This is a genomic window from Bradyrhizobium uaiense (assembly GCF_010811875.1).
In the GTDB taxonomy this organism is placed as follows: domain Bacteria; phylum Pseudomonadota; class Alphaproteobacteria; order Rhizobiales; family Xanthobacteraceae; genus Bradyrhizobium; species Bradyrhizobium uaiense.
The window spans coordinates 16,650-37,948 of the sequence record NZ_VKHP01000049.1; the positions used below are offsets into that span (position 1 = coordinate 16,650).

The 21,299-nt window shown below is 63.9% G+C and carries 19 protein-coding genes; 10 read left to right on the plus strand and 9 right to left on the minus strand.

All coding sequences use genetic code 11. The features are described 5' to 3' along the window. Position 1: 1 nt before the first annotated feature. Positions 2-1,012 (minus strand): carbon-nitrogen hydrolase family protein, encoded by a 1,011-nt coding sequence (locus tag FNJ47_RS14585; protein WP_163154126.1) that lies wholly within the window; start codon positions 1,010-1,012, stop codon positions 2-4. Positions 1,013-1,247: 235 nt separating this feature from the next. Between FNJ47_RS14585 and FNJ47_RS14590 the strand changes: the two genes are divergently transcribed. The 5 genes from FNJ47_RS14590 to FNJ47_RS14610 all read left to right on the plus strand — a co-directional run bounded on the left by FNJ47_RS14590 (position 1,248) and on the right by FNJ47_RS14610 (position 5,360). After that, positions 1,248-2,204, plus strand: coding sequence for an AraC-like ligand-binding domain-containing protein (locus tag FNJ47_RS14590; protein ID WP_163154128.1), 957 nt, complete (start codon positions 1,248-1,250; stop codon positions 2,202-2,204). A 39-nt stretch (positions 2,205-2,243) separates the two neighbouring features. Further along, complete coding sequence (locus FNJ47_RS14595) at positions 2,244-2,660, plus strand: hypothetical protein (RefSeq protein WP_235999881.1); 417 nt, start codon at positions 2,244-2,246, stop codon at positions 2,658-2,660. A 250-nt stretch (positions 2,661-2,910) separates the two neighbouring features. Continuing rightward, complete coding sequence (locus tag FNJ47_RS14600; protein ID WP_163154130.1) at positions 2,911-3,264, plus strand: PilZ domain-containing protein; 354 nt, start codon at positions 2,911-2,913, stop codon at positions 3,262-3,264. A gap of 126 nt (positions 3,265-3,390) precedes the next feature. Continuing rightward, entirely contained in the window at positions 3,391-4,812 is a 1,422-nt protein-coding gene (locus FNJ47_RS14605; RefSeq protein ID WP_163154132.1) for an MFS transporter, read from the plus strand. Between the two features lie 110 nt (positions 4,813-4,922). Continuing rightward, entirely contained in the window at positions 4,923-5,360 is a 438-nt protein-coding gene (locus FNJ47_RS14610; RefSeq protein ID WP_163154134.1) for a hypothetical protein, read from the plus strand. 100 nt (positions 5,361-5,460) lie between these two features. Here the strand turns inward: FNJ47_RS14610 and clpA are convergent, their stop codons facing one another. After that, positions 5,461-7,869, minus strand: a complete 2,409-nt coding sequence (gene clpA, locus FNJ47_RS14615; RefSeq protein ID WP_163154136.1) for an ATP-dependent Clp protease ATP-binding subunit ClpA — start codon at positions 7,867-7,869, stop codon at positions 5,461-5,463. Between the two features lie 272 nt (positions 7,870-8,141). Further along, positions 8,142-8,474 (minus strand): ATP-dependent Clp protease adapter ClpS, encoded by a 333-nt coding sequence (gene clpS, locus FNJ47_RS14620; RefSeq protein WP_106318898.1) that lies wholly within the window; start codon positions 8,472-8,474, stop codon positions 8,142-8,144. A gap of 509 nt (positions 8,475-8,983) precedes the next feature. On the opposite strand from clpS, the gene FNJ47_RS14625 reads away from it, so the two are divergent. Further along, a complete protein-coding gene (locus FNJ47_RS14625; protein WP_163154138.1) occupies positions 8,984-10,954 on the plus strand; it encodes a pilus assembly protein in 1,971 nt (656 codons plus the stop codon). A gap of 72 nt (positions 10,955-11,026) precedes the next feature. Here FNJ47_RS14625 and FNJ47_RS14630 read toward each other — a convergent pair whose 3' ends face one another. Next, on the minus strand, positions 11,027-11,362 hold the full coding sequence (locus tag FNJ47_RS14630; protein ID WP_163154139.1) for a phasin family protein: 336 nt from the start codon (positions 11,360-11,362) through the stop codon (positions 11,027-11,029). A gap of 420 nt (positions 11,363-11,782) precedes the next feature. Between FNJ47_RS14630 and FNJ47_RS14635 the strand changes: the two genes are divergently transcribed. After that, positions 11,783-13,570, plus strand: coding sequence for a serine hydrolase (locus FNJ47_RS14635; protein WP_163154141.1), 1,788 nt, complete (start codon positions 11,783-11,785; stop codon positions 13,568-13,570). Positions 13,571-13,813: 243 nt separating this feature from the next. On the opposite strand, the gene FNJ47_RS14640 is transcribed toward FNJ47_RS14635, so the two are convergent. Next, positions 13,814-14,533 carry a DnaJ domain-containing protein gene (locus FNJ47_RS14640; RefSeq protein ID WP_163154143.1) on the minus strand — a complete coding sequence of 240 codons (720 nt, stop codon included), beginning with the start codon at positions 14,531-14,533 and terminating at the stop codon, positions 13,814-13,816. A 129-nt stretch (positions 14,534-14,662) separates the two neighbouring features. Between FNJ47_RS14640 and FNJ47_RS14645 the strand changes: the two genes are divergently transcribed. Further along, on the plus strand, positions 14,663-15,070 hold the full coding sequence (locus FNJ47_RS14645; protein ID WP_163154145.1) for a DUF302 domain-containing protein: 408 nt from the start codon (positions 14,663-14,665) through the stop codon (positions 15,068-15,070). Between the two features lie 12 nt (positions 15,071-15,082). Here FNJ47_RS14645 and FNJ47_RS14650 read toward each other — a convergent pair whose 3' ends face one another. The 3 genes from FNJ47_RS14650 to FNJ47_RS14660 form a co-directional block, all read right to left on the minus strand. Further along, positions 15,083-15,823, minus strand: a complete 741-nt coding sequence (locus FNJ47_RS14650) for a vWA domain-containing protein (protein ID WP_163154147.1) — start codon at positions 15,821-15,823, stop codon at positions 15,083-15,085. A gap of 89 nt (positions 15,824-15,912) precedes the next feature. Continuing rightward, complete coding sequence (locus tag FNJ47_RS14655; protein ID WP_163154148.1) at positions 15,913-16,854, minus strand: alpha/beta fold hydrolase; 942 nt, start codon at positions 16,852-16,854, stop codon at positions 15,913-15,915. Between the two features lie 319 nt (positions 16,855-17,173). Next, positions 17,174-17,950, minus strand: a complete 777-nt coding sequence (locus FNJ47_RS14660; RefSeq protein ID WP_163154150.1) for a helix-turn-helix transcriptional regulator — start codon at positions 17,948-17,950, stop codon at positions 17,174-17,176. 103 nt (positions 17,951-18,053) lie between these two features. On the opposite strand from FNJ47_RS14660, the gene FNJ47_RS14665 reads away from it, so the two are divergent. Further along, positions 18,054-19,139, plus strand: coding sequence for an alcohol dehydrogenase catalytic domain-containing protein (locus FNJ47_RS14665; protein ID WP_163154152.1), 1,086 nt, complete (start codon positions 18,054-18,056; stop codon positions 19,137-19,139). A gap of 82 nt (positions 19,140-19,221) precedes the next feature. Here the strand turns inward: FNJ47_RS14665 and FNJ47_RS14670 are convergent, their stop codons facing one another. Further along, a complete protein-coding gene (locus FNJ47_RS14670) occupies positions 19,222-20,145 on the minus strand; it encodes a division plane positioning ATPase MipZ (protein ID WP_163154154.1) in 924 nt (307 codons plus the stop codon). 275 nt (positions 20,146-20,420) lie between these two features. Between FNJ47_RS14670 and panC the strand changes: the two genes are divergently transcribed. Then, the gene (panC, locus tag FNJ47_RS14675; RefSeq protein WP_163154156.1) at positions 20,421-21,272 is read left to right on the plus strand and encodes a pantoate--beta-alanine ligase; all 852 of its coding nucleotides are present in this window, start codon (positions 20,421-20,423) and stop codon (positions 21,270-21,272) included. The last annotated feature ends 27 nt before the right edge of the window (positions 21,273-21,299 follow it).

A 21,299-nucleotide genomic window follows, 5' to 3' on the forward strand; every position in this document is an offset into this window, starting at 1 on the left:
TTCAGCTCGCGGCCGCGTCGATCTCCTCAAGACTGTCGAGCGGCAGCGCGAAATGCTCGACGCGCTTGGAGGGCTTCTTGTTCAGCAGCAGGCGCGTGACGTCGGGCCGCGAATAGTGTCCGGCCGGATCGGCGGCGTTCTTGGCGATCCCGATCGCGCCGAGATCGATATCGGCGAGCAGCAGGCCCTCCTGATCGGGCGGCAGCTTCTCGGCGATCGAGCTGCCGTCGGGCCCGTAGATCGCGGCGTGCCCGCCGCCGACATGCAGCAGCCCGTGCTTGTCGTCGCGGTCGCACATCTCGTCGATCATCGCCTGTGAGACCGTGGCGCAGGGCGCCAGCACGAAGCACGAGCCTTCGACGGCATAGACGCGCGAGGCCGCGTTGTTGACCTCCCAGCCGAGCGCCGGCGCGAACGGATCGTACAGCGAGAAGCTCGGCCATGCCGCGACGTGCACCTGTTCGTTCCGGGCATACATCGCGTATTTCGAGAGCGGCTGAAGGTGCTCCCAGCAGCACAGTGCGCCAAGCCGGCCGATGCCGGGGCGGTCATGCACCGCAAGGTCGCTGCCGTCGCCCTCGCCATAGACGGTGCGCTCGGCATGGGTCGGCCGCAGCTTGCGCCGCTTGGCGATGGTCTCGCCGTCGGGCCCGATCAGCCATTGCGCGAGATAGAGGCTGCCGCCCTCGCGTTCGGACAGGCCGAGCACCGCAGTCATGCCGGCCTTCTTCACCGCGAGCCGCAGCTTCTCGGCCTGCGGACTGTCGTAGGACAGGGAATTATCGAAATAACGCTGCACGAAGCCGCGCCCGATCGCCCAGGCCGGCGAGTCCAGCCAGATATACCAGGGATAGCCGGGGATGAAGGCCTCGGGGAACGCGATCAGTTTGGCCCCCTTGGCGGCGGCCTCCTCGATCAGGGAAATGCTCTTGGCGATGGAGGCGTCGAGGTCGAGCCAGGCAGGGGCCGCCTGCACCACCGCAACGCGATATTTCGGATGTTCGATGCCCATGATGTCCTCCTCGTGACCGGCCGCTCCGGCCGGTTCGGTCGTGACCGGCCGCTCCGGCCGGTTCGGTCTTGATCGGCCGCAGCCGCTTCTGACATCATGCTGCCTTGGGACCGGGAACGCCGTTCGACCAGGACGGAAGGAAAATTCGACTGCGGAGGAGATTCCCCCGGCCGTCACCGGTACGAAGCTTGCTTTGTTTGCGTGGCCAGCGTTGCACTCGTGAAGGGAGGAAATCATGCCGGCCCTGTTCACCACGGAAGACGCGCCAACGCATCGGCGCCTCGCGCTCTGGCGGGACATCGTCTGCGACGTGTTCGTGCAGCTCGATTGCAAGTCCGATCTCGGCACCGCCTTCCACGGCGCGATCACCAGCGCGCAACTGGGCGCAGTGAAGTGTTCAACGGTGTCGTCAGGCCGCCAGCGGGTGCTGCGCACGCCGTCGCGGATCGCGCGCACCAGCGAGGACTTCGTCCTGATCGCGCTCGGCCGGCGCGGCTGTGGCGCCGTATTGCAGGACGGCCGCGAGACCGTGATCCAGCCCGGCGAGTTCGCGTTCTACGACACCACACGGCCCTACGAGCTGCGCTTCGACGACGACTTCACACAAACCATTTTCCAGGTGCCGCGCGAGATGCTGCACCGGCGCTTTGCCGGCACCCAGGGCCTCACCGCGACCGCGTTCGCATCGGATCGCCCGGTACAGCGGCTGGCCTTTCAGTTCATCTCGGGGCTCTCCGAGATCGCCGACAGGCTCGATTCCGACAATGCGATCCGCCTCGCCGATCAGGCCGCCGACCTGCTCGCGATGGCGATGAGCGAGCGACTCGGCGGCGCCGCGCTGCCCGCCTCGACCCACCGCTCCGCGCTGCTGTATCGGCTGAAGGCGCACGTGCTCGCACATCTGCCGAACCCCGAGCTCGGCCTCACCGAGACCGCCGCCGCACTCGGCATCTCGCCGCGCTATGTCAACAGCCTGCTGGCCGACGAGGACACCTCGTTCCAGCGCTTCGTGCTGGCGCAGCGGCTGGAGCGCTGCAAGCGCGACCTCGCCTCGCCGACGCACGCGCATCGCCACATCGGCGAGATCGCGTTTGCCTGGGGCTTTAACGATCTTTCGCATTTCGGCCGCGTGTTTCGCGACCACTACGGCCTGTCGCCGCGCGATTGGCGGCAAAGCCGGCTGCCGAACTGACGACGAGAGCTTTCATTGGACAAGTTGATGAGGAGCTCGATGAGCAATAGAGGTCTCGTCGCCAAGTTCGACTCACCGTTTGATCAGAAAGCCGTCATCATCGAGGATGATGGTCGGGTTGCTTATGCCTATCTGCTGGACTGCGACGGACGTATTCGTAGCGACGTTTGGCTCTACAATCGCTGTCAAACTCCAGTCGAGCCTGAGTGGCACGATCAGACAAGAATGCCGTTTGCCAATCCGGCGCCGTTCGCCACTGATGATCTTTCCTTCTCTCCCCCGGATTCTCCAGGAGATATCACCGTTGAGTGGGGCGATTCTGATAGCCCGGATGACGCCAACGTCTTTATTTCGGGGAAGCATTTCGCGAGATTGAGAGTTGGGATGAAGCCAGGCTGGTCGGCCTTGGCCGCGAAAGACGGCCCGTTAGCACAGGTGTTGAAAGAGCCGTTCTAGACGAACTGCCGCGAAATTCTCGCCCATCGCGGCCGCGTCTTCCGCGACCATTACGGCCTGTCCCCGCGCGATTGGCGGCAAAGCCGGCTGCCGAACTAGCTCACGAGGCCGTTTGCGGCGCAAAATAGCCGGGAATCCGGACCTTCCGACATGCAAACAATTTACACTAACTGCAACGGGTTCCGCTGGTGCCCTTCTTTTCGCTGACGCGGACCGGTACAGTCCTGCCGTTCATTTAGGAGGATTTCCCATGCAGGACCGGCGCCAAAGCCCGCGTGACAAGGTGTTTTACGGTGCGGTTGCGGAGATCAATGAGCGCGGCTCGACGATGGATTGCGTCGTCCGCAACATCAGCGACCACGGCGCGTGCGTTGAATTCGGTGACGCCACGCGGCTGCCCGAAGAGATGAATCTCAACATCGCGCGCAAGGGCCGCTCGTTCCTCGCGCGCCTGGTCTGGCGCCAGGCCAACAAGGTCGGCCTCGCCTTCCGGATCATGACCTCGGACACCCCGGTCAGCGATCTCGACGAGCGGGTCCGCCGCAGCGAGATCAAGAAGCGGCAGTTGCAGCAGCGCATCAAGGAGTTGCTGGGCCAGGGCTGAGCCGCTTTTCGTGTTCCCTGGCCCCGTTTCGATGCACCCGGGACGGACATTTCGGGGGTTGCAAAGGCCCGGCTAATCCAGCATGCGGTAAGCCCGCAATGCCGGAACCGAGAGCCACTCCACGACATGTCGCCCGCGATCATTGAGCATCCCGACGGGCTGCCGCAACCGCAGCGCAATTGGGCCATTCTCACGATCGCGCTCGGGCTGGTGATGGCCGTCGTCGACGGCTCGATCGCCAACGTCGCGCTGCCGACCATTGCCAGGGATCTGAACGCCAGCCCCGCGTTCTCGATTTGGATCGTCAACGGCTATCAGCTGGCGATCACGATCTCGCTGCTGCCGCTGGCCTCGCTCGGCGAGATCATCGGCTATCGCCGCGTCTATCTGGCAGGGCTGTTGCTGTTCACGCTGGCGTCGCTGTTCTGTGCGCTGTCGCATACGCTGCCGCTGCTGACGATCGCACGCATCCTGCAAGGATTTGGCGCCGCCGGCATCCTCAGCGTCAACTCCGCGCTGGTCCGCTTCACCTATCCGCATTCGCTGCTCGGCCGCGGCATCGGCGTCAACGCGCTGGTGGTCGCGATCTCGGCCGCGGTCGGCCCGACCATCGCCTCGTTCGTCCTGGCGGTCGGGACCTGGCCGTATCTGTTCGCCATCAACGTTCCGCTCGGCATCGTCACGCTGGCGCTGGGCTGGCGCTTCCTGCCCCATACCAGGCCCGCGGTGCACGCCTTCGACTGGCAAAGCGCCGCCATGAGCGCGATCGCGTTCGGATTCGGCATCAGCGCGATCGACAGCGCCGGCCATGGCGAGGCGCTTTATGTCTGCGCATTGGAGTTCGCGGTCGCGGCAGTCGCATCGCATCTACTGTACCGGCGGCAGCAGCATCTGCCCTCGCCGCTGCTGCCGGTCGACCTGTTGCGGATTCCGATTTTCGCGCTATCGATCGGCACCTCGATCGCCTCGTTCTGCGGCCAGATGCTGGCCTTCGTCGCGATGCCGTTCTATCTGGAAAACCATTTCGGCTATTCGGCGGTGCAGATCGGCCTGCTGATCACGCCCTGGCCGATCGCGGTCGCATTCGCCGCGCCGATCGCGGGCTGGCTGGTCGAACGCTATCCGGCCGGCCTGCTCGGCGGCATTGGCCTGCTGCTGTTCGCATTGGGGTTGGGCACGCTGGCCTTCATGCCGGCCAACGCCGCGCCGATCGACGTGGTCTGGCGCATGGCGCTCGCCGGCGCCGGCTTCGGCCTGTTCCAGACCCCGAACAACCGCACCATGATCGCCGCCGCCCCGCGCGAGCGTTCCGGCGGCGCCAGCGGCATGCTGGGGACCGCGCGTTTGCTCGGACAGACCGTCGGCGCCGCCCTGGTGGCGATGCTGCTCGCGCGCTATCCGGCCGACGGCACGCGGATATCGCTGATGGTCGGCGTCGGCTTTGCCGTCGTCGGTGCCTTGCTCAGCACGCTGCGGCTGTCGTCAGCCGGCAGCCGCGGCGCCGAGCGGGTGCGGGTTCAAGAGGGCCAGCGTTTGAAGGGCGAGTAAGGCGGATCGGGTTAGCGTTATGCTCGACAAACACGCGCGCCCGCGCGACGTTTCCTGGGGGCCAGTCGCCCGCAGGCTCGAGCTTGGTCACGATTGACGGGTGCGCAGCAATGCCGAACTTCAACCAAAGTGAGTATACGCAACTCAAGAATTTTTTGTCGTTCTATGTTCAACGATACATGCCGATGGATTTCTTGCCGCCAGAGAAGCAGCCGTTGGCTGTCTTGGAGGCAATGGAAAAGACGAGTCCACGAATGGCTTTCCAGGGGCTGCGCCACGCGATCAATGATTGCGTGGAACGTTCTTCGCGCTTCGATCCAGCGGAGGTTGCGAATTTGGATGCCGAGCTTGCCAACCGCAGGATCATTACGCTCTCTGAATTGCGCAGACGATATTCGCGCGGTTACGCCAAGGTTCTAAAGCGAGGGCGCATTAAAAACGACACCGAGTTCTATTTGCTTCAGAACGTGATCAATGACCCGACCGAAAAATCTCCTGAAGAGCGTGAATTGCTTGCAAAGCTGATATCCGACTATGAAGGTGTCTAGCCGACGCGGTGTCGTTTGGCCCCGGCCGTACCATCGCCGTCGTCAAACAAAAAGGCCGGCTGAACAGCCGGCCTTTTCATTTGATTGCTTGGCTCGCGCCTCAGACCTTGACCATCGGCCCCTTGGAGGCCGGCCCCTTGGTGCCGCCTCCGCCGCCGTTGTTCGGGCCACCCTTCGGCGGCTTGCGCTTGCGCGGCGGCAGGCTCTCGGGCTTCGGGGTGACCGGGCCCTCGACATATTCGAAGCCGATCTTGTCCTTGGCGGCCGCCTCGTCCTTGACCAGCACGACGCGCACGTGTCCGCCGCCCTTGAGCTGGCCGAACAGCACCTCATCCGCGAGCGGCTTCTTGATGTGCTCCTGGATGATGCGCGCCATCGGACGTGCGCCCATCTGCTCGTCATAGCCGTGCTCGATCAGCCAGGCCTTGGCGGGCTCGGACAGTTCGATCGTGACGTCGCGGTCGGCGAGTTGCGCCTCGAGCTGAAGCACGAACTTCTCGACCACCATGCCGATCACCTCGGCATTGAGGTGCGCGAAGGAGACGATCGCATCCAGCCGGTTGCGGAACTCCGGCGCGAACTGGCGACTGATGGCCTCGTGATCGTCGCCCTCCCGCTTCGAGCGGGTGAAGCCGAAGGCCTGCCGCGCAAGATCGGCAGCGCCCGCATTCGTGGTCATGATCAGGATCACGTTGCGGAAGTTGACCTGCTTGCCGTTGTGGTCGGTGAGCCGGCCGTGGTCCATGATCTGCAACAGCACGTTGTAGAGATCCGGATGCGCCTTCTCGATTTCGTCGAGCAGCACCACGCAATGCGGATGCTGGTCCACGCCGTCGGTGAGCAGCCCGCCCTGGTCGAACCCGACATAGCCGGGAGGCGCGCCGATCAGGCGCGACACGGTGTGCCGCTCCATGTATTCGGACATGTCGAAGCGCAGCAGCTCGACACCGAGCGACGCCGCCAGTTGCTTCGCCACCTCGGTCTTGCCGACGCCGGTCGGACCCGAGAACAGATAGCTGCCGATCGGCTTCTCCGGCTCGCGCAGGCCGGCTCGCGCCAGCTTGATCGACGCCGCCAGCGACTCGATCGCCTTGTCCTGACCGAACACCGTGCGCTTCAGCGTCTGCTCGAGATGCTTGAGCACCTCGGCATCGTCCTTCGACACGCTCTTCGGCGGGATCCGCGCCATGGTCGCGATCGTGGTCTCGATCTCCTTGATGCCGATCGTCTTCTTGCGCTTGCTCTCGGCGACCAGCATCTGCGCCGCGCCGGACTCGTCGATCACGTCGATCGCCTTGTCGGGCAGCTTGCGGTCGTGGATGTAGCGCGACGACAGCTGCACCGCCGCCTCGATCGCCTCATTGGTGTATTTCAGCCGATGGTAATCCTCGAAGTAAGGCTTGAGGCCCTTGAGGATCGCAATCGCGTCTTCCACCGTCGGCTCGTTGACGTCGATCTTCTGGAAGCGCCGCACCAGCGCGCGGTCCTTCTCGAAGTGCTGACGGTATTCCTTGTAGGTGGTCGAGCCCATGCAGCGGATCGTACCCGAAGCCAATGCGGGCTTGAGCAGATTGGATGCATCCATCGCGCCGCCCGAGGTGGCGCCGGCGCCGATCACGGTGTGGATCTCGTCGATGAACAGGATGGCGTTCGGATGCGCCTCCAGCTCCTTCAGAACCTGCTTCAACCGCTCTTCGAAATCGCCGCGGTAGCGGGTGCCCGCGAGCAGCGTGCCCATGTCGAGCGAGAACACGGTCGCGGCCGCCAGCACCTCCGGCACATCGCTGTCGACGATGCGCTTGGCGAGGCCCTCGGCGATCGCGGTCTTGCCGACGCCGGCTTCACCGACGAACAGCGGGTTGTTCTTCTGGCGGCGGCACAGCACCTGGATCGCTCGGTTGATCTCGGCATTGCGGCCGATCACCGGATCGATCTTGCCGTCACGCGCCTTTTTGTTGAGGTTGACGCAATAGGTCTCGAGCGCCTCGCCCTTCTTCTTGGCGTCCTCGTTGCCCTTGGCCTCGGTTTCCTCGTCGACGCCGCGCACCGGCCGCGCCTCGGAGACGCCGGGCCGCTTGGCGATGCCGTGGCTGATGTAGTTGACGGCGTCGTAACGCGTCATGTCCTGCTCCTGCAGGAAATACGCGGCATGGCTCTCGCGCTCGGCGAAGATCGCGATCAGCACATTGGCGCCGGTCACTTCCTCGCGACCGGACGACTGGACGTGAATCACCGCGCGCTGGATCACGCGCTGGAACCCGGCGGTCGGCTTCGCGTCGTCGGCGCCGTCCGTCACCAGGTTTTCGAATTCGGTCTCGAGATAATTGACGAGGCTCGTCCTGAGCTTGTCGAGATCGACGCTGCAGGCCCGCATCACCGCCGCTGCATCCGAGTCATCGATCAGCGACAGCAGCAGATGTTCGAGCGTCGCATACTGATGATGACGCTCGTTTGCGATCGCCAATGCACGGTGCAGTGATTGTTCAAGGCTTTGGGAAAAAGTTGGCATTCGCGTCCTCTATGGCCCCCTGCCATCATGATCGCCATTACCGGGTCAGGCAATAACAACCTTCGTGATCGCCATTGATATAGTTACGACGGATCGTGGCGAAAGACCGGTCTTGCGATGATGGTTTTCTTCTAAATTCGGGGCATCGGAACGTCGCCTGGCAACGTCGCTTGCCCGCGCCCCGTGATCATACGGGAACGCCGTTCGCCACCACACAAAACGCGATGCAAGACCCGTTCCGCTCCCCGCGGCAGGTCAATCGTTCCCGCGCGCTATTTCTTTTCCATCACACATTGCAGTGGATGCTGGTGCTTGCGCGCGAAGTCCATGACTTGCGTCACTTTGGTCTCGGCGATCTCATAGGTAAACACGCCGCACTCACCGATCCCGTGATGGTGAACGTGCAGCATGATCTTGGTCGCCGCCTCGGCGTCCTTGTTGAAGAATCGTTCCAGCACGTGAACGACGAACTCCATCGGCGTGTAGTCGTCGTTCAGGATCAGGACACGATACAGGTTCGGCCGCTTGGTCTTCGGCTTGACCTTGGTGATGACCGAGGTCGACGGACCGCTGCCCGCACCATTGCGGTTGTCGTCATTGCTCATTTTCGGCGCCGCCGCGGCGGGCACCGCCGGCATGGACGAAACCGGCTCGGAGATCGGGACTGTCAACTTGGATCGCAACATGGCTCAGGCGTTCGAATTCCCCAAAGGAAGCCGGCGGGAAACCGGATGGCGATTGGAAGGTGGTCGCGATTGCCGCAAGACTGATCGCGGAACCCCCAGCAATGCTTTCCAGATTGCCGCTCCCGGTCCGATCCGGCGGCCGGATCGACCTCCCGAATATGGGCCTCGCGAGGCCCTGCCGCAAGCTAAGACCCGCCGCGGGCCACCGGTCCGATTCCCGGTACGGCAACCCCTGGAAGGTTAATCATTTCTGCCTGATTTGACAAAGGAGCCGGATATCCAATTTAGGGGGTGTTCAGGATAGCGAGGGCTTTTGCCCTGCTTTTGATCCTCTATCGGGCCACCTGTCAGGTTTCCCTTGCCCGATTCACAATCTGTTTAGCCGCGCACGTGGAGATGGCCGCGCAATCCATTTCCATGAGAGCGCCATGCTTGGTTCAGCCATTTCCAATCGCGTCCGCGCGGCTCTCCGCCGGTTTTCCAGATCAACCGACGGCAATGTCGCGGTAATCTTCACCTTCGCAATCCTGCCGATCCTCGCCTTCATGGGTGCAGCGGTCGACTATACCCGCGCCAACAACGCCCGCACTGCGATGCAGTCGGCGCTCGATTCCACTGCGCTGATGCTGTCCAAGGATCTAACCATGGGCACCATCACGACCGCGCAGATCCCGAGCAAGGCGCAGACCTATTTCAACAGCCTCTTCACCAACAAGGACGGCCAGGGCATTGCCATCTCGGCCACCTATACGACCCCGACAGCGAGCGCAGCTGCGACCATTCTCCTGAGCGGGTCCGGCTACATCAACACCTATTTCATGAAGTTTGCCGATCTGTCCGGCGGCAATTTCCAGAAAATGAATTTCGGCACCTCGACGACCACCACCTGGGGCAACGCCAAGATGCGCGTCGCCCTTGTCCTCGACAACACGGGATCGATGGCGGACAACGGCAAGATTACCGCGCTGCGCAACGCGGTGGCGGGATCCGGCGGCCTGATTGATCAGCTCAGCGCGCTGAGCAAGAACAACGGCGACGTCTATATTTCCGTTATCCCGTTCGCCAAGGACGTCAATGTCGGCTCCAGCAACTACGGCCAGAGCTGGATCGACTGGACCGACTGGCTGAATCCGCCCACGACCCAGCCGGCCAACGGACAGAGTGTTGCGACGCTTCCCATCAACTGGCATGCCGTGGGACCTGGTGCGAGATGCCCGTTCACCAACACCACCGGCAATACGAATGGCGCCGCAAACGGTGGCTTCGTTTGTAAAACGGGCCCCACAGCAAGCAACAGTTCGACTACGTCATGGATCCCGTCGACGACGATCACACTGAACGGCGCATCCGTCCAAAATCCAATTTGCCCGACCGCCGATAACAACACCCAGACAAAGTACAACGGCTGTTGGAGCAGCGAACCAACCGGCGTCCAGGAGAAATTCTGCAGCGGAAGCTCGAACTGCAGCTGCCCAAAGAACGCCTCTGGTTCCAGCGTCTTGGGTTGCACTTGCAGCGGCACCGGCAGCGGCAAGTCCTGTACCGGATGGACCTATGTTCATAACTGGACACAGCCTGGGCCTAACGACCTGACGGACAATCCGAATCAACCCAGAGTTTCCGCCATCGTCGGTTTCAAGGATCCCAGCAATACCCCGAACCAGAACCACGTCTGGACCCCCAACGCTGTGGGGGTCGCAAATGACTGGCGCCAGCCTTCCACCAACCCGATCAGCACTTGGACCGGCTGCGTCGCAGACCGCACCCAGCCGAACGATGCGACGGGCGTGCTGCCGACGTCATCCGACGTCACGACGCTGTTTCCGGCCAACGAGTATTTCGACACCTGGGGTGGCAACGCCTTTTGCAGCAGCACCGCATCTACACCGCTCGAGCCCGTCATTCCGCTGAGCTACAACTGGAGTGCGCTCAAGACGGCGGTCAACGCCATGCAGCCGACCGGCGGCACCGACCAGTCGATCGGATTGGCCGTGGGGTGGCAGTCCCTTCTGGTGGGCGGTCCGCTGAATACACCGGCGGAGGACTCCAACACCACCTACAACCGGGTCATCATCCTGCTGTCCGACGGTTTGAATACCCAGGACCGCTGGCCCGATTACGGCGACGGCAGTTCGCAGGCCTCAGGCAACCCAATCGACGCAAGGCAGACCCTGCAGTGCCAGAATCTGCAGAACGCGAAGGATTCCAGCGGAAATCCGATGTACACGATCTACACCATCCAGGTGAACACGAGCTCGCCCGCCGATCCGACCTCGACCGTCCTCAAGAACTGCGCCAGCAGCCCCGACAAGTTCTACATGCTGACCAGCTCGACCCAGATCGTGACGACGTTCAACACGATCGGGACCGCGCTCAGCAAGCTGCGGCTGGCGAAGTAATCGTCCCCTGAGGCACAACAAAAAAGCCCGGCCGAAACGGCCGGGCTTTTCGTTTGTCTTGGTCAGCGGCGCTTACTGAGCGGGCGCGAACTTGGTGACCAGGCCCTCATAGGGCTTGAAGGTCTGCTTGGCGCAGTCGCTGTACAGGCCGGCGATCTTCTGCGATTCCGCGACGAACGTCTCGTAGGACGAGCGCAGATACTCGGTCTGCGCCTCGAGCGCCTTGTCCAGCGACTTCACGCCCGACAGCTTCTCGACGAACGACTTGGTGTCCTCAAACGACTTCTTGGCGTAGTCGCCATAGGCGGTGGCGATCGCCTGGACGCCGCTCTGCAGGTTGTTCGCAGACGCAGTGACCGACTCGAAATGCTCTTTGCCGTAGTTCTGAATGTCTTCGATCTTGACCATGGAATTCCTTTTCCCAGACTTTGAAGGCGCAAATTCCCATTGCCGGGAAGCTCCCGGCCTCCTGACGCCGATACAAATATCGCATCGCACAATAAAGTCAACGAATATTGTGCAACGCACAACGACATTTGCCCGAATCCTGGGCATTTGCCATAAACCCCGGGGGACTACGCAACGGTTGCTTAATCTTTTGGAAACTCGGGCCGCCTAACCTGATTCCCGGACTTTGTTCGCCTTCCGACAGGCAGCCTCGAAAGCTGTTTGTGAACAACACCTTAGCTAGAAGAGCGACCTGAGCCGCCACCAGGGCCGATGGTTCTGCCCGAAGTGGTCTGTTGCGCAGGCAAGGATCGACGGCCGCCGGGCACAATTTCGCCTCACGAGCCAGTGATCTAGATAGAAATTGGGACGGGGAAGTAGATGCTTCGAACAACCTTGGCTTCCTCGCGGGCGCTGCGAGTTGGCGTTCTTGGGCTCGTGACCGTCACGACGGCGATCCTGATCACCAGTGATAGCGCCGAGGCGCGTCGCCACCGGCGCCACACCGCCCGCCACCATCACAGCGAGTCCGCGTCCGCGCGCGAAAGCTACAGCCCGCAATTCGCGTCGATCATCGTCGACGGCAATACCGGTTCGGTGCTGACAGCCAACAGCCCCGACGGCCTGCGCCACCCCGCCTCGCTCACCAAGATCATGACGCTCTATCTGCTGTTCGAGCGCCTCGATTCCGGAAAGATGAAACTCGACACCGAGATGCCGGTTTCCGAGCATGCCTCCGAACAGGACCCGACCAAGCTCGGCCTGCGGCCCGGCCAGACCATCAAGGTCGAGGACGCCATCAAAGGCCTCGTCACCCGCTCCGCCAATGACGCCGCGGTGGTGATCGCCGAGGCGATCGGCGGCAGCGAAGATGACTTCGCCCGGATGATGACCCGCAAGGCCCGCGCGCTCGGCATGAGCCGGACGACCTATCGCAACGCCTCCGGCCTGCCCAACGACGAGCAGATCACGACGGCGCGCGATCAGTCGACGCTCGGCCGCGCCATCCAGGATCGCTTCCCGCGCTACTATCGCTACTTCTCGACGACGGCGTTCAATTTCCGCGGCCACACGATCACCGGCCACAATCGCCTGCTCGGCAGCGTCGAGGGCGTCGACGGCATCAAGACCGGCTACACCCGCGCCTCCGGCTTCAACCTCGTGACCTCGATCCACCGCGGCAATCGCTTCCTGGTCGGCGTGGTGCTCGGCGGCCGCAGCGGCGGCTCCCGCGACGCCATCATGCGCAACCTGCTGGCCGAAAACATCGGCAAGGCCGGGACCACCCGCACTGCCGCCGCGATCACCGAGCGCAATCCGGCCGACGCCAATGTCGAGGTTGCCGATGCCGACAAAGCCCGCAACGCGGACACCTCGCCGGTCGCTGCCTCGGAGCCCGCCGCCGCAGCTGCCGCGATCCAGGCGCCGCGCCCGGCCAGCAAGCCGTCGCTGATGGCGGCCGTCGCCGCCGCCCTGCCGCCGCCCCCCGCCAAGCCGGAACCGCAGGCCAAGCCCGAGCCGGCACCGCTGACCTCAGGCGTGATCCAGACCCAGCCGATCGCCGCAATCCCCGGCTCGGCTGAACCGATGAAGCCGGTCAAGGTGAAGACCGTCCAGGTCAAGGCCGGCCAGATCAAGCTCGCCGCCGCCGGCCCGGCACAGTCCGCGCCCCCGATCACCAACGCGATCCCGTCGCGCGGCGAAATCCCCGAGACCTCCAATGCGATGATGGCGCGGGCCGTCGAGACCTCGAAGCCCGAAATGCCGCCGCAGCCGGCCAATTTCGGTACCGGCAACGGCGTACTCGGCGTGCTGCCGGCCTCGGCCGTGCATGCGCCCGCCCAAGCCGTGGCTTCGATTGAACCCTCCACCCGCAGCCTGCAAGCCGCCCCGCAGACCAGCGCCGTCAAGCCGGGCGCAGCCCACAGCGGCTGGATCATCCAGGTTGGCGCGCTGGAGTCCGAGGGCGAGGCCAACAAGCGCATCGACCTCGCGCGCAGCTCGGCCCGCGGCCTGCTCAGCAAGGCGGACCCGTTCACCGAAGTCGTCGCCAAGGACAATCGCAAGCTCTACCGTGCCCGCTTTGCCGGTCTCGAACGCGACCAGGCCGAAGCGGCCTGCAAGACGCTGAAGCGCGCAGAGATTTCCTGCATCACCGTCCGCAACTGATCGACGCCATCTGCTGATCGCAAAGGGCCGGCGCCGCAAGCGCCGGCCCTTTTGCTTTGCGTGTCGCCTGCGAAAACAGTCGGCCCGTCAGCGCGGCGCGATTATGAAAACTTCTCGTCAAGATTTTACGGTTAAGTTTTCCCGAAAGAATGATCGGCCACGCCGGACAGCGGCGGGTCAGGCGGGGCATCAATCAGAAACGGAAGGCAGCTCTCGGCTGTGGCGTTGGTAGCGTAGCCGGAGTTAGAGATGCGCACGAAGCAGAGTATCCTTGGCCTCGTTCACACGGGCAGCGAGGTACGTCGAGCCCCCTTGGTCGGGATGGAGTTTCTTCATCAGGGTGCGGTGAGCCCGGCTGATGTCGTCACGCGACGCGCCCGGCTGCAGGCCAAGGATCTGATAGGCCTCCTCGTTCGTCATTTTGCCGCTCGCCGCCGGACGGCCCTGCCCCCTTGCCCGGTCGCCCTGTGCGTCCTGACGCCAGGCGGGAAAACGGCGGTCCAGATAGCTTTCAAGTAGCGCGACGCTTTCGGCGTCGAAGCTCGGGACCATCTCCAGGAGCTGCGCTAGGTCGAACTCATCGAGCATGCGGCCGGCCTGCGGTCCGGCCACGATCTGGCCCTTGAGCACGCCGCTGCCGTGATCGAGGCTCATGTCGAGATATTGCGAGCGCACCCGCGAGCTTTGTCCTTGAGAGCGCGAACCGCCGAACATGCCGCCGAGATTGGGAAAGCCTGACGTCCCGAATGGCGACCAGCCAAGCAGCCCGGCGCCGAAGATCCCGAGCGGAATTGCCACCGCGAGCTCGCCCCGCACGCCGGTAAAGGCCGCAACGGCAAGCGCGAGCACGCCGCCGACGATCTTGATCGCGCGCGCAAGCACGGCGGGATTGGCCGCACGAAACATCTGCAGCGCGGAATAAAGGACGACAACGGCAACGACGCCGGCGATCAGGGTTGGCATGCGCGGAATATAAGCGGCCCGGCGGCAAAATGCATGCGAAGCTTCGTCTCACCGGAGCGTGAGGCGCACCGGCGTGGCGCTGATCCCCGCGATTGAGTAGCTTGCGGCAACAGTGCTGGAGGAAGCGCGATGACGATTGACGGACTGATCAGCCTCCGCAGCAATGCCGGGCCGAAGCAAACCGCTGACCGGCTCAAGGCCGAACTTCAGGCCAGCGGGCTGACCCTGTTTGCACAGATCGATCATGCCGCGGGTGCAGCCGGTGCCGGTCTTGCGCTCCGCCCGACCGAGATCTTCGTGTTCGGCAATGCGAAGGGCGGCACGCCGCTGATGCAGGCCGCGCAGACCATCGGGATCGACCTGCCGCTCAAGGCGCTGGTGTGGCAGGACGAAGCCGGCGACTGCTGGCTGTCCTACAACGACCCGGCCTGGCTCGCCGAACGCCACGGCATTGCGGAGGCGACAAGGCAGGTCACGGCCAACATGTCGACGCTGCTCGGCGCGCTCGCGAAAGCCGCAACGTCAGGCGAGGCCTGACGCAAGGCGGCGCTAGCTCATCTGGCCGATCAGCCGCGCTGCACTGCTCGTGGTCTTCGCCAGCTGCAGCAGCGCCTCGCGGCCACCGGCAGCGTAGGCTGCGGCGGCACGCAGCAGTTCGCGGAGCTGTGCGGCCGCGCCGGGATCGAACCTGCACCATGCGCCGCCGGTCAGCCGCGCGATCTCGCGAAACGTCCGTTCGGCAGTCGTATCCGCGCCTTCCTGGAACATGAATACCGGCACCTTGAGCAGCCCGAGCTCGCCGGCCTTCGCGCAGAGCTCGTCGGCGCTCTCCTCCATTGCGTCGCCGACGAACACCAGCGCGCGCACACCTGAGGCGACCGCCTCGCGTCGCGTCTCCGACAGCACCTTGCCGATCTGGGTATTGCCGCCCCGGCAATCGATCTTGCTCATCAGCCGCGCGAGCTGCGCGCTGTCTGATATCCAGCCCGAAGCACGGCACTCGTTGAAGCCGCGATAATAGACGAGGCGAATATCAAGGCTACCGAGCGCGCCGGCTTCGCGGAACATGTCCGCCTGCAGCGTGCACGCCATGTCCCATGTCGGCTGCCGGCTCATCGTGGCATCGAGGGCGAACACCAGCCTGCCGCGTGCGCCGGCGCGATGCGGCGACATCGCCCGCGCCTTCGCCACGAACGCGGCGATGTCGTTCGAACTCGACGTCGGCACGCCAGGCGCATTGGCCGGACGTACATCGCCTCCGGATGTCGGTTTGATCGTCTTGCCGGCCATCAGCGCTTGCCTCGTACAGCAAACACTATGTGGGCCGCCGGATCGGATTGGTCAACGTGACGGGCTTGCCGGCATCCCGGGCGGCTCCGTCAATTGGTGACCGACGGGTCCTTCTTGGTCTCGGTCTTGGTCAGCGAGAGCGACTTCTTGAGTTTCTCGGTGAAGGTCTGCGGCTTCTCGACCGGCACGTAGAGCGAGACCGGACCGGGCTCCAGAATCTTCGGCGGCGCATTCCTGGTATCGACCGGCCCGACAGCGCTGTCGGTATCGGCCAGGAATTTATCGAGCATGGCCTGGATCGAGTCCTTGGCCTTCTCGGGTCCGGTGTCGCGCATGTCGTTGTGCTGGAAGTTGGTGTTCACAACGGTGATGCCGGCCTTCTCGCACTCTTCCTCGTCCGGCACCACGCCGGGATCCGGCTTGAAGTGAGAGTCATGCGAACGGAACGACAGGATCTTGAACTTGCCGTCGGTCATGAACGGCACGCGCAGATTGTCCAGCGTGACGACCTTCTTGATCTCGTCCGGATACTGCTTGGCGAAATACATCGCGATGTCGCCGCCATTGGAATGGCCGACCATCGTCAGCTTGCTGTAGTCCGCGTTCGGCTGACGCTTCTTCATCTCCTCGATGGCGAATTTGATGTTGGTGATGCCGCGCTGATACTGCGGCAGGCGCCCGACATAGAGCTCGCCTTCCTTGGTCACCATCGGTCCGTCCGACGGCAGGTCGTTCTGAATGCTAACGGTCAGATAGCCGCGCGCCGCGAACACGTTCGCGAGGAAGGAATATTCGGTGAATTTGACGGTATTGCCATGATTGAGGATCGCAACCGGCAGCGTGATCATGCCAGCGTCGGCCTGCATCTCCTTGTCGAAGCGCACGGCGACGTCGACCGCGACCGGCCGCTCATCGCGCGTCGGATCCTTGAACATGAGGGTTTCGTGACGGATCGCCCACTTGCTCGCGGTGAAATAAGCCGCCGTGATCACCACGGAGAGAGACAGCAGAACGAGAATTCCACGCTTCATGACGTCCTCGAGGTGCCCGCCTTTTCAGGGCTATTTTGGCGGGAGGCTCTTCGGCCTCCTTTTGAGAATATATGTCACAGCGCCGTGACAGGAAGTCCAAATATTGTGGCTTTGGTGGCATAACGTTGTGCGCCGCACCTATAGTTTGTGCAGTTGCACAGGACCGCCGCGCCGGCGCATGCTCTCCTCTGACCCTTCGACGTAAGCTCCCAAGGTTGTGTTCGAGCCTTGGATAGACGTTGAGGGGAAACCGGATTTCGGTCCCTTTGTTCCACCTTTTGGGCCGCTCTGTGGCGAAAATCACCGGAAAACACGGTTTTCAGCGAATTTCTGTGTAGATGATCAGTTTAAGTTCTGGATCGTCATTGGCCTGGAAGGTGGCATATTCAAAGGTCAGCCGGCCGCGCTTGGGGTGGCTGAGCACTTTTCTGCCGGCGACGCTGACGCTGACGTCGTGGGTGCCCCACCAGCCGTCGAACTCCGGACAGCCTCTGCGCAGCCGCGCTTGCAGATCGAGGAAGGCCGGATCTCCAGGCCAGAGGTCGTGCGTCCGCCGAAACTGCGTCACGATGCGCCGCGCCTCCTCGGGCCAGTTTGCGCCGAACAGCTGCCGGCTTTTGGGGTTGGTCAGCACGTACATCAGCGTATTGCGCTCGTCCTCGGGCAGGCGGCCGAACGCGAAGACATCCTCCGCGGCTGCGTTCCAGGCCAGCACGTCCCATCGCCGCCCTGTGACATAGGCCGGTTGGTTGAGGCTTTCGACCACGCGCCGGATCGCAGGCGGCACGGTCTCGGTGGCGAATGGTCGGCGGTCGCCATCCTTTGCTAGCGCCCGCAGATGCGCGTGCTCGGCCTTGCTGAGACGGAGTGCCCGCGCCAGCGCGTCGATCGTGGTGGCGGACGGGCTGACGGAGCGGCCCTGCTCGAGGCGGATGTACCAGTCGACCCCGATACCGGCGAGTTCGGCCACCTCCTCGCGGCGCAGACCGGGCGTTCGGCGTCGTCGCCCGGCCTGGGTGCCGGTGAGCTTGGGCGTCAGCTTTTGCCGCCGCGACCGCAGGAAATCGCCGAGTTCGCTTTGCCGCGCAGTGGCCATCACCGGGCTCCTGACTGGGTTTGATAATCCTAGGATAATACCAGGTCTTCCTGGGCGCAACGGAGCGCAGCATGATGCCGATCTCAGCCAGGGATGAGATCAGATGAAAGCAGCAGTTCTAAAATCGTTCGGCTCGCCGCTCGCGATCGAGGAGGTCCCCGCACCCAAGATGGGAACGGGCGAAGTCCTCGTCGACGTGATCGCGACGCGCGTGCTGTCCTACGCCAACGAGGTCTTCAGCGGCGAGCGCAGCTACCTGCTCGAGTTGCCGGCCGTTCCCGGTCCCGGCGCCATCGGGCGAGTTCGCGCTGTCGGGCCGGATGCGACCCACCTCGCCGCCGGCGATTGGGTGTACTGCGATCCGACCTTCCGCTCGCGCGACGACAGCATCTCGCCGGACATCACCTTGCAGGGCTGGAGCGCGCGCGGAGAAGGCGGGCTGCGCTTGCAGCGGCACTTCCGGCACGGCTCGTTCGCCGAGCAGACGCTGGTGCCGACCGAGAACGTCAAGCGGATCGGCAGCATCGATCCGGCCGATGCGCCGTCATGGTGCGCGCTCGGCACCTGCCTCGTGCCCTATGGCGGCTTGCTGGCGGCGCGGCTGCAGCCCGGCGAGACCGTGCTGGTGAGCGGCGCCACCGGCAATTTCGGCAGTGCCGGGGTTGCCGTCGCGCTGGCGATGGGCGCTGCCTGCGTGATCGCGCCCGGCCGCAATGAAAAGGTGCTGTCCGATCTGGTCCGCCGCTTTGGCCCGCGTGTGCGCCCGGTCGGGCTCAGCGGCAACGAAGACGACGACCGACAGCGCATGTGGCAGGCCGCGCCCGGCCCGATCGACTGCGTGCTCGACCTGATGCCGCCGTCGGTGACGACACCGACGGTTCGCGCCGCGATCATGACGGTGCGTCCCTATGGCCGGGTCGTGCTGATGGGCGGCGTCGGGATGCAGGGTGGACCAGGGCTCGACCTGCCCTATCCCTGGATCATGCGCGAATGCATCAGCATTCACGGCGCCTGGATGTATCCGCCGGAGGCCACATTCGGCCTCGTCAACCTCGCCCGTGCAGGGCTGCTGCGGCTCGATCAGTTCGAGGTCACGACCTTTGACCTCGACCACGCCAACGACGCGGTCACGCATGCCGCCGCCAATGGCGGGCCGTTCAAGATGACGGTGCTGGAACCGAATCGATAGGCCGACCAGACGCCGACGCTGGAACTCTTCCGTTCCGATTGAATCGGAACGGACTCCAGTCCCCACTACGCGCGAAAGCACCCTAGTTGCCGATGATGTCGTGGACTTCGAGCGGCTTGTCGACCTGGCTGAACCACTCGGCCCGGTTGGCGGCCCGGCGGCGGCCGCGCTCGTCGAGCGGCAGCTTGAGCTGGCGTAGCAGGCTCATCACCTCCTCGCGCGCCGTGACGTGGCCCAGGCTTGGACGGGTGCCGAGCGTCGCCTCGTCGATGTCGTCGAGCGCCGTCAGCCCCCGCGGGAAGAATTCGCGATAGACCACCCGCTCGGCAAAGCCGTCGACCGAACGGAACCCGAGCCGCAGCGACAGCTGCTTCAAGCCGTCGGCGACCAGCTGCTTGTTGCGCGAGCCGAGCATCGACAGCCGATTGCGCACCACGATCCAGTCGGTCGAGGCGCCGTCGAGCTGGCGGCGCTTGCGGCGCACGTCGCGCACCATCTCCGCGTAGTGGCTCTCGCCGACCACCGCGTAGGTCGCGGGGTCGACGGTGCCCAGCACGTCGAAATCGAGGAAGCTGTCGTTGATCGGCGTCACCAGCGTGTCGGCCATCGAATGCGCGAGCCGCATCAGGTAACTATCGGAACCCGGGGTATCGATGACGATGAAGTCATAGGCGCGTTCCACCGTGCTCACCGCAGCCATGAACTGCTGGAATTCGGCGTTCTCGTTCTCCTCGATCTGCATCGTCTCGCCGTACTTGATGCAGTGGTGCGCCGGGAGCTCGAGGTCGAGCCCGGTGCGCCGTGCCCAGGCCTGGCGATTGCTGATATAGCGGGTGAAGCTCTGCTGCCGGCAGTCGAGATCGATGCTGGCGACGCGCTGTCCAGCCTTCATGAGCGCAACGGCGATGTGCAGGGCGGTGGTCGACTTGCCCGAACCACCCTTCTCGTTGCCCAGCACCACGACATGTGCGGAGCCGGATTGACCCTGACTTGCCTGCACCAACATGATTCAATCCCCGACAGCGATCTTCAAATCGAGCGCCGCTGCGGTCAAGTGAAATGCATCACTGCGACACGAAATCAATTGCAGCCGTCCTTAATGATGAATCGAACGAGCAAGCGCGCTGCGTCGATCAACGGAATGCGGCCCACGATCCATGCGCATTCGAGATCGGGTAATGCATGCGCGGTGGTTTGCCGATAGCGGCCCGGACTTGGTAAGGTACGCCACCTGCCGAACGCCAAAAATCCCACCCCGATTGCCCCACGAGCCGAGACCAGATGCCGAGAAATCCCACCGTCGTCCGTACCGTCCCTGCCCTTCGTCGCGCCGTCGACGCCCTGCGCGCCAAGAAGGCGACCGTCGCGCTGGTCCCAACCATGGGTGCCCTCCATGACGGCCATGTGTCGCTGGTGCGGCTCGCCAAACGCCGTGCCAAGCGGGTCGTCGTCTCGATCTTCGTCAACCCGACGCAGTTCGCGCCGACGGAAGATTTCGGGTCGTATCCGCGCACCTGGAAGGAAGACGTCGCCAAGCTCGCGGCCGAAGGCGTCGACCTGATCTGGCACCCCGAGGTGAAAGCGATGTATCCGGACGGCTTCGCCACCAGGATCGTGCCGGAAGGGCCGGCCACCGCCGGGCTCGAGGATCGCTTCCGTCCGCACTTCTTCGGCGGCGTCGCCACCGTGGTCGGCAAGCTGTTCACGCAGGTCCGGCCGGATGTCGCGATCTTCGGCGAGAAGGACTTTCAACAGCTCCGGGTGTTGACCCAGATGGCCGCCGACCTCGACCTCGGCGTCAAGGTGATCGGATCCAAGACGGTGCGCGAACGCGATGGGCTCGCGATGTCCTCGCGCAACGTCTACCTCTCGGCTGAGGAGCGGCGCGCCGCGCCCGAGCTCAACCGGGTGATGAAGGAAGCGGCAGGTCGCCTGCGCGCCGGCGAGGACACCGCGACGGCAATGGCCGCCGGCGCGGCGCTGATCACGAAGGCCGGCTTCGTGCTCGATTATCTCGAGGTTCGCCACGCCGCCTCGCTGGCGCCGATCGGCTCGCTGAAAGACGGCCCGATGCGGATGCTGGTCGCAGCACGGCTCGGCAGCACGCGCCTGATCGACAACATCGCGGTTTAGGCAGCCTCCGGAAAAGTGTGATGCCGT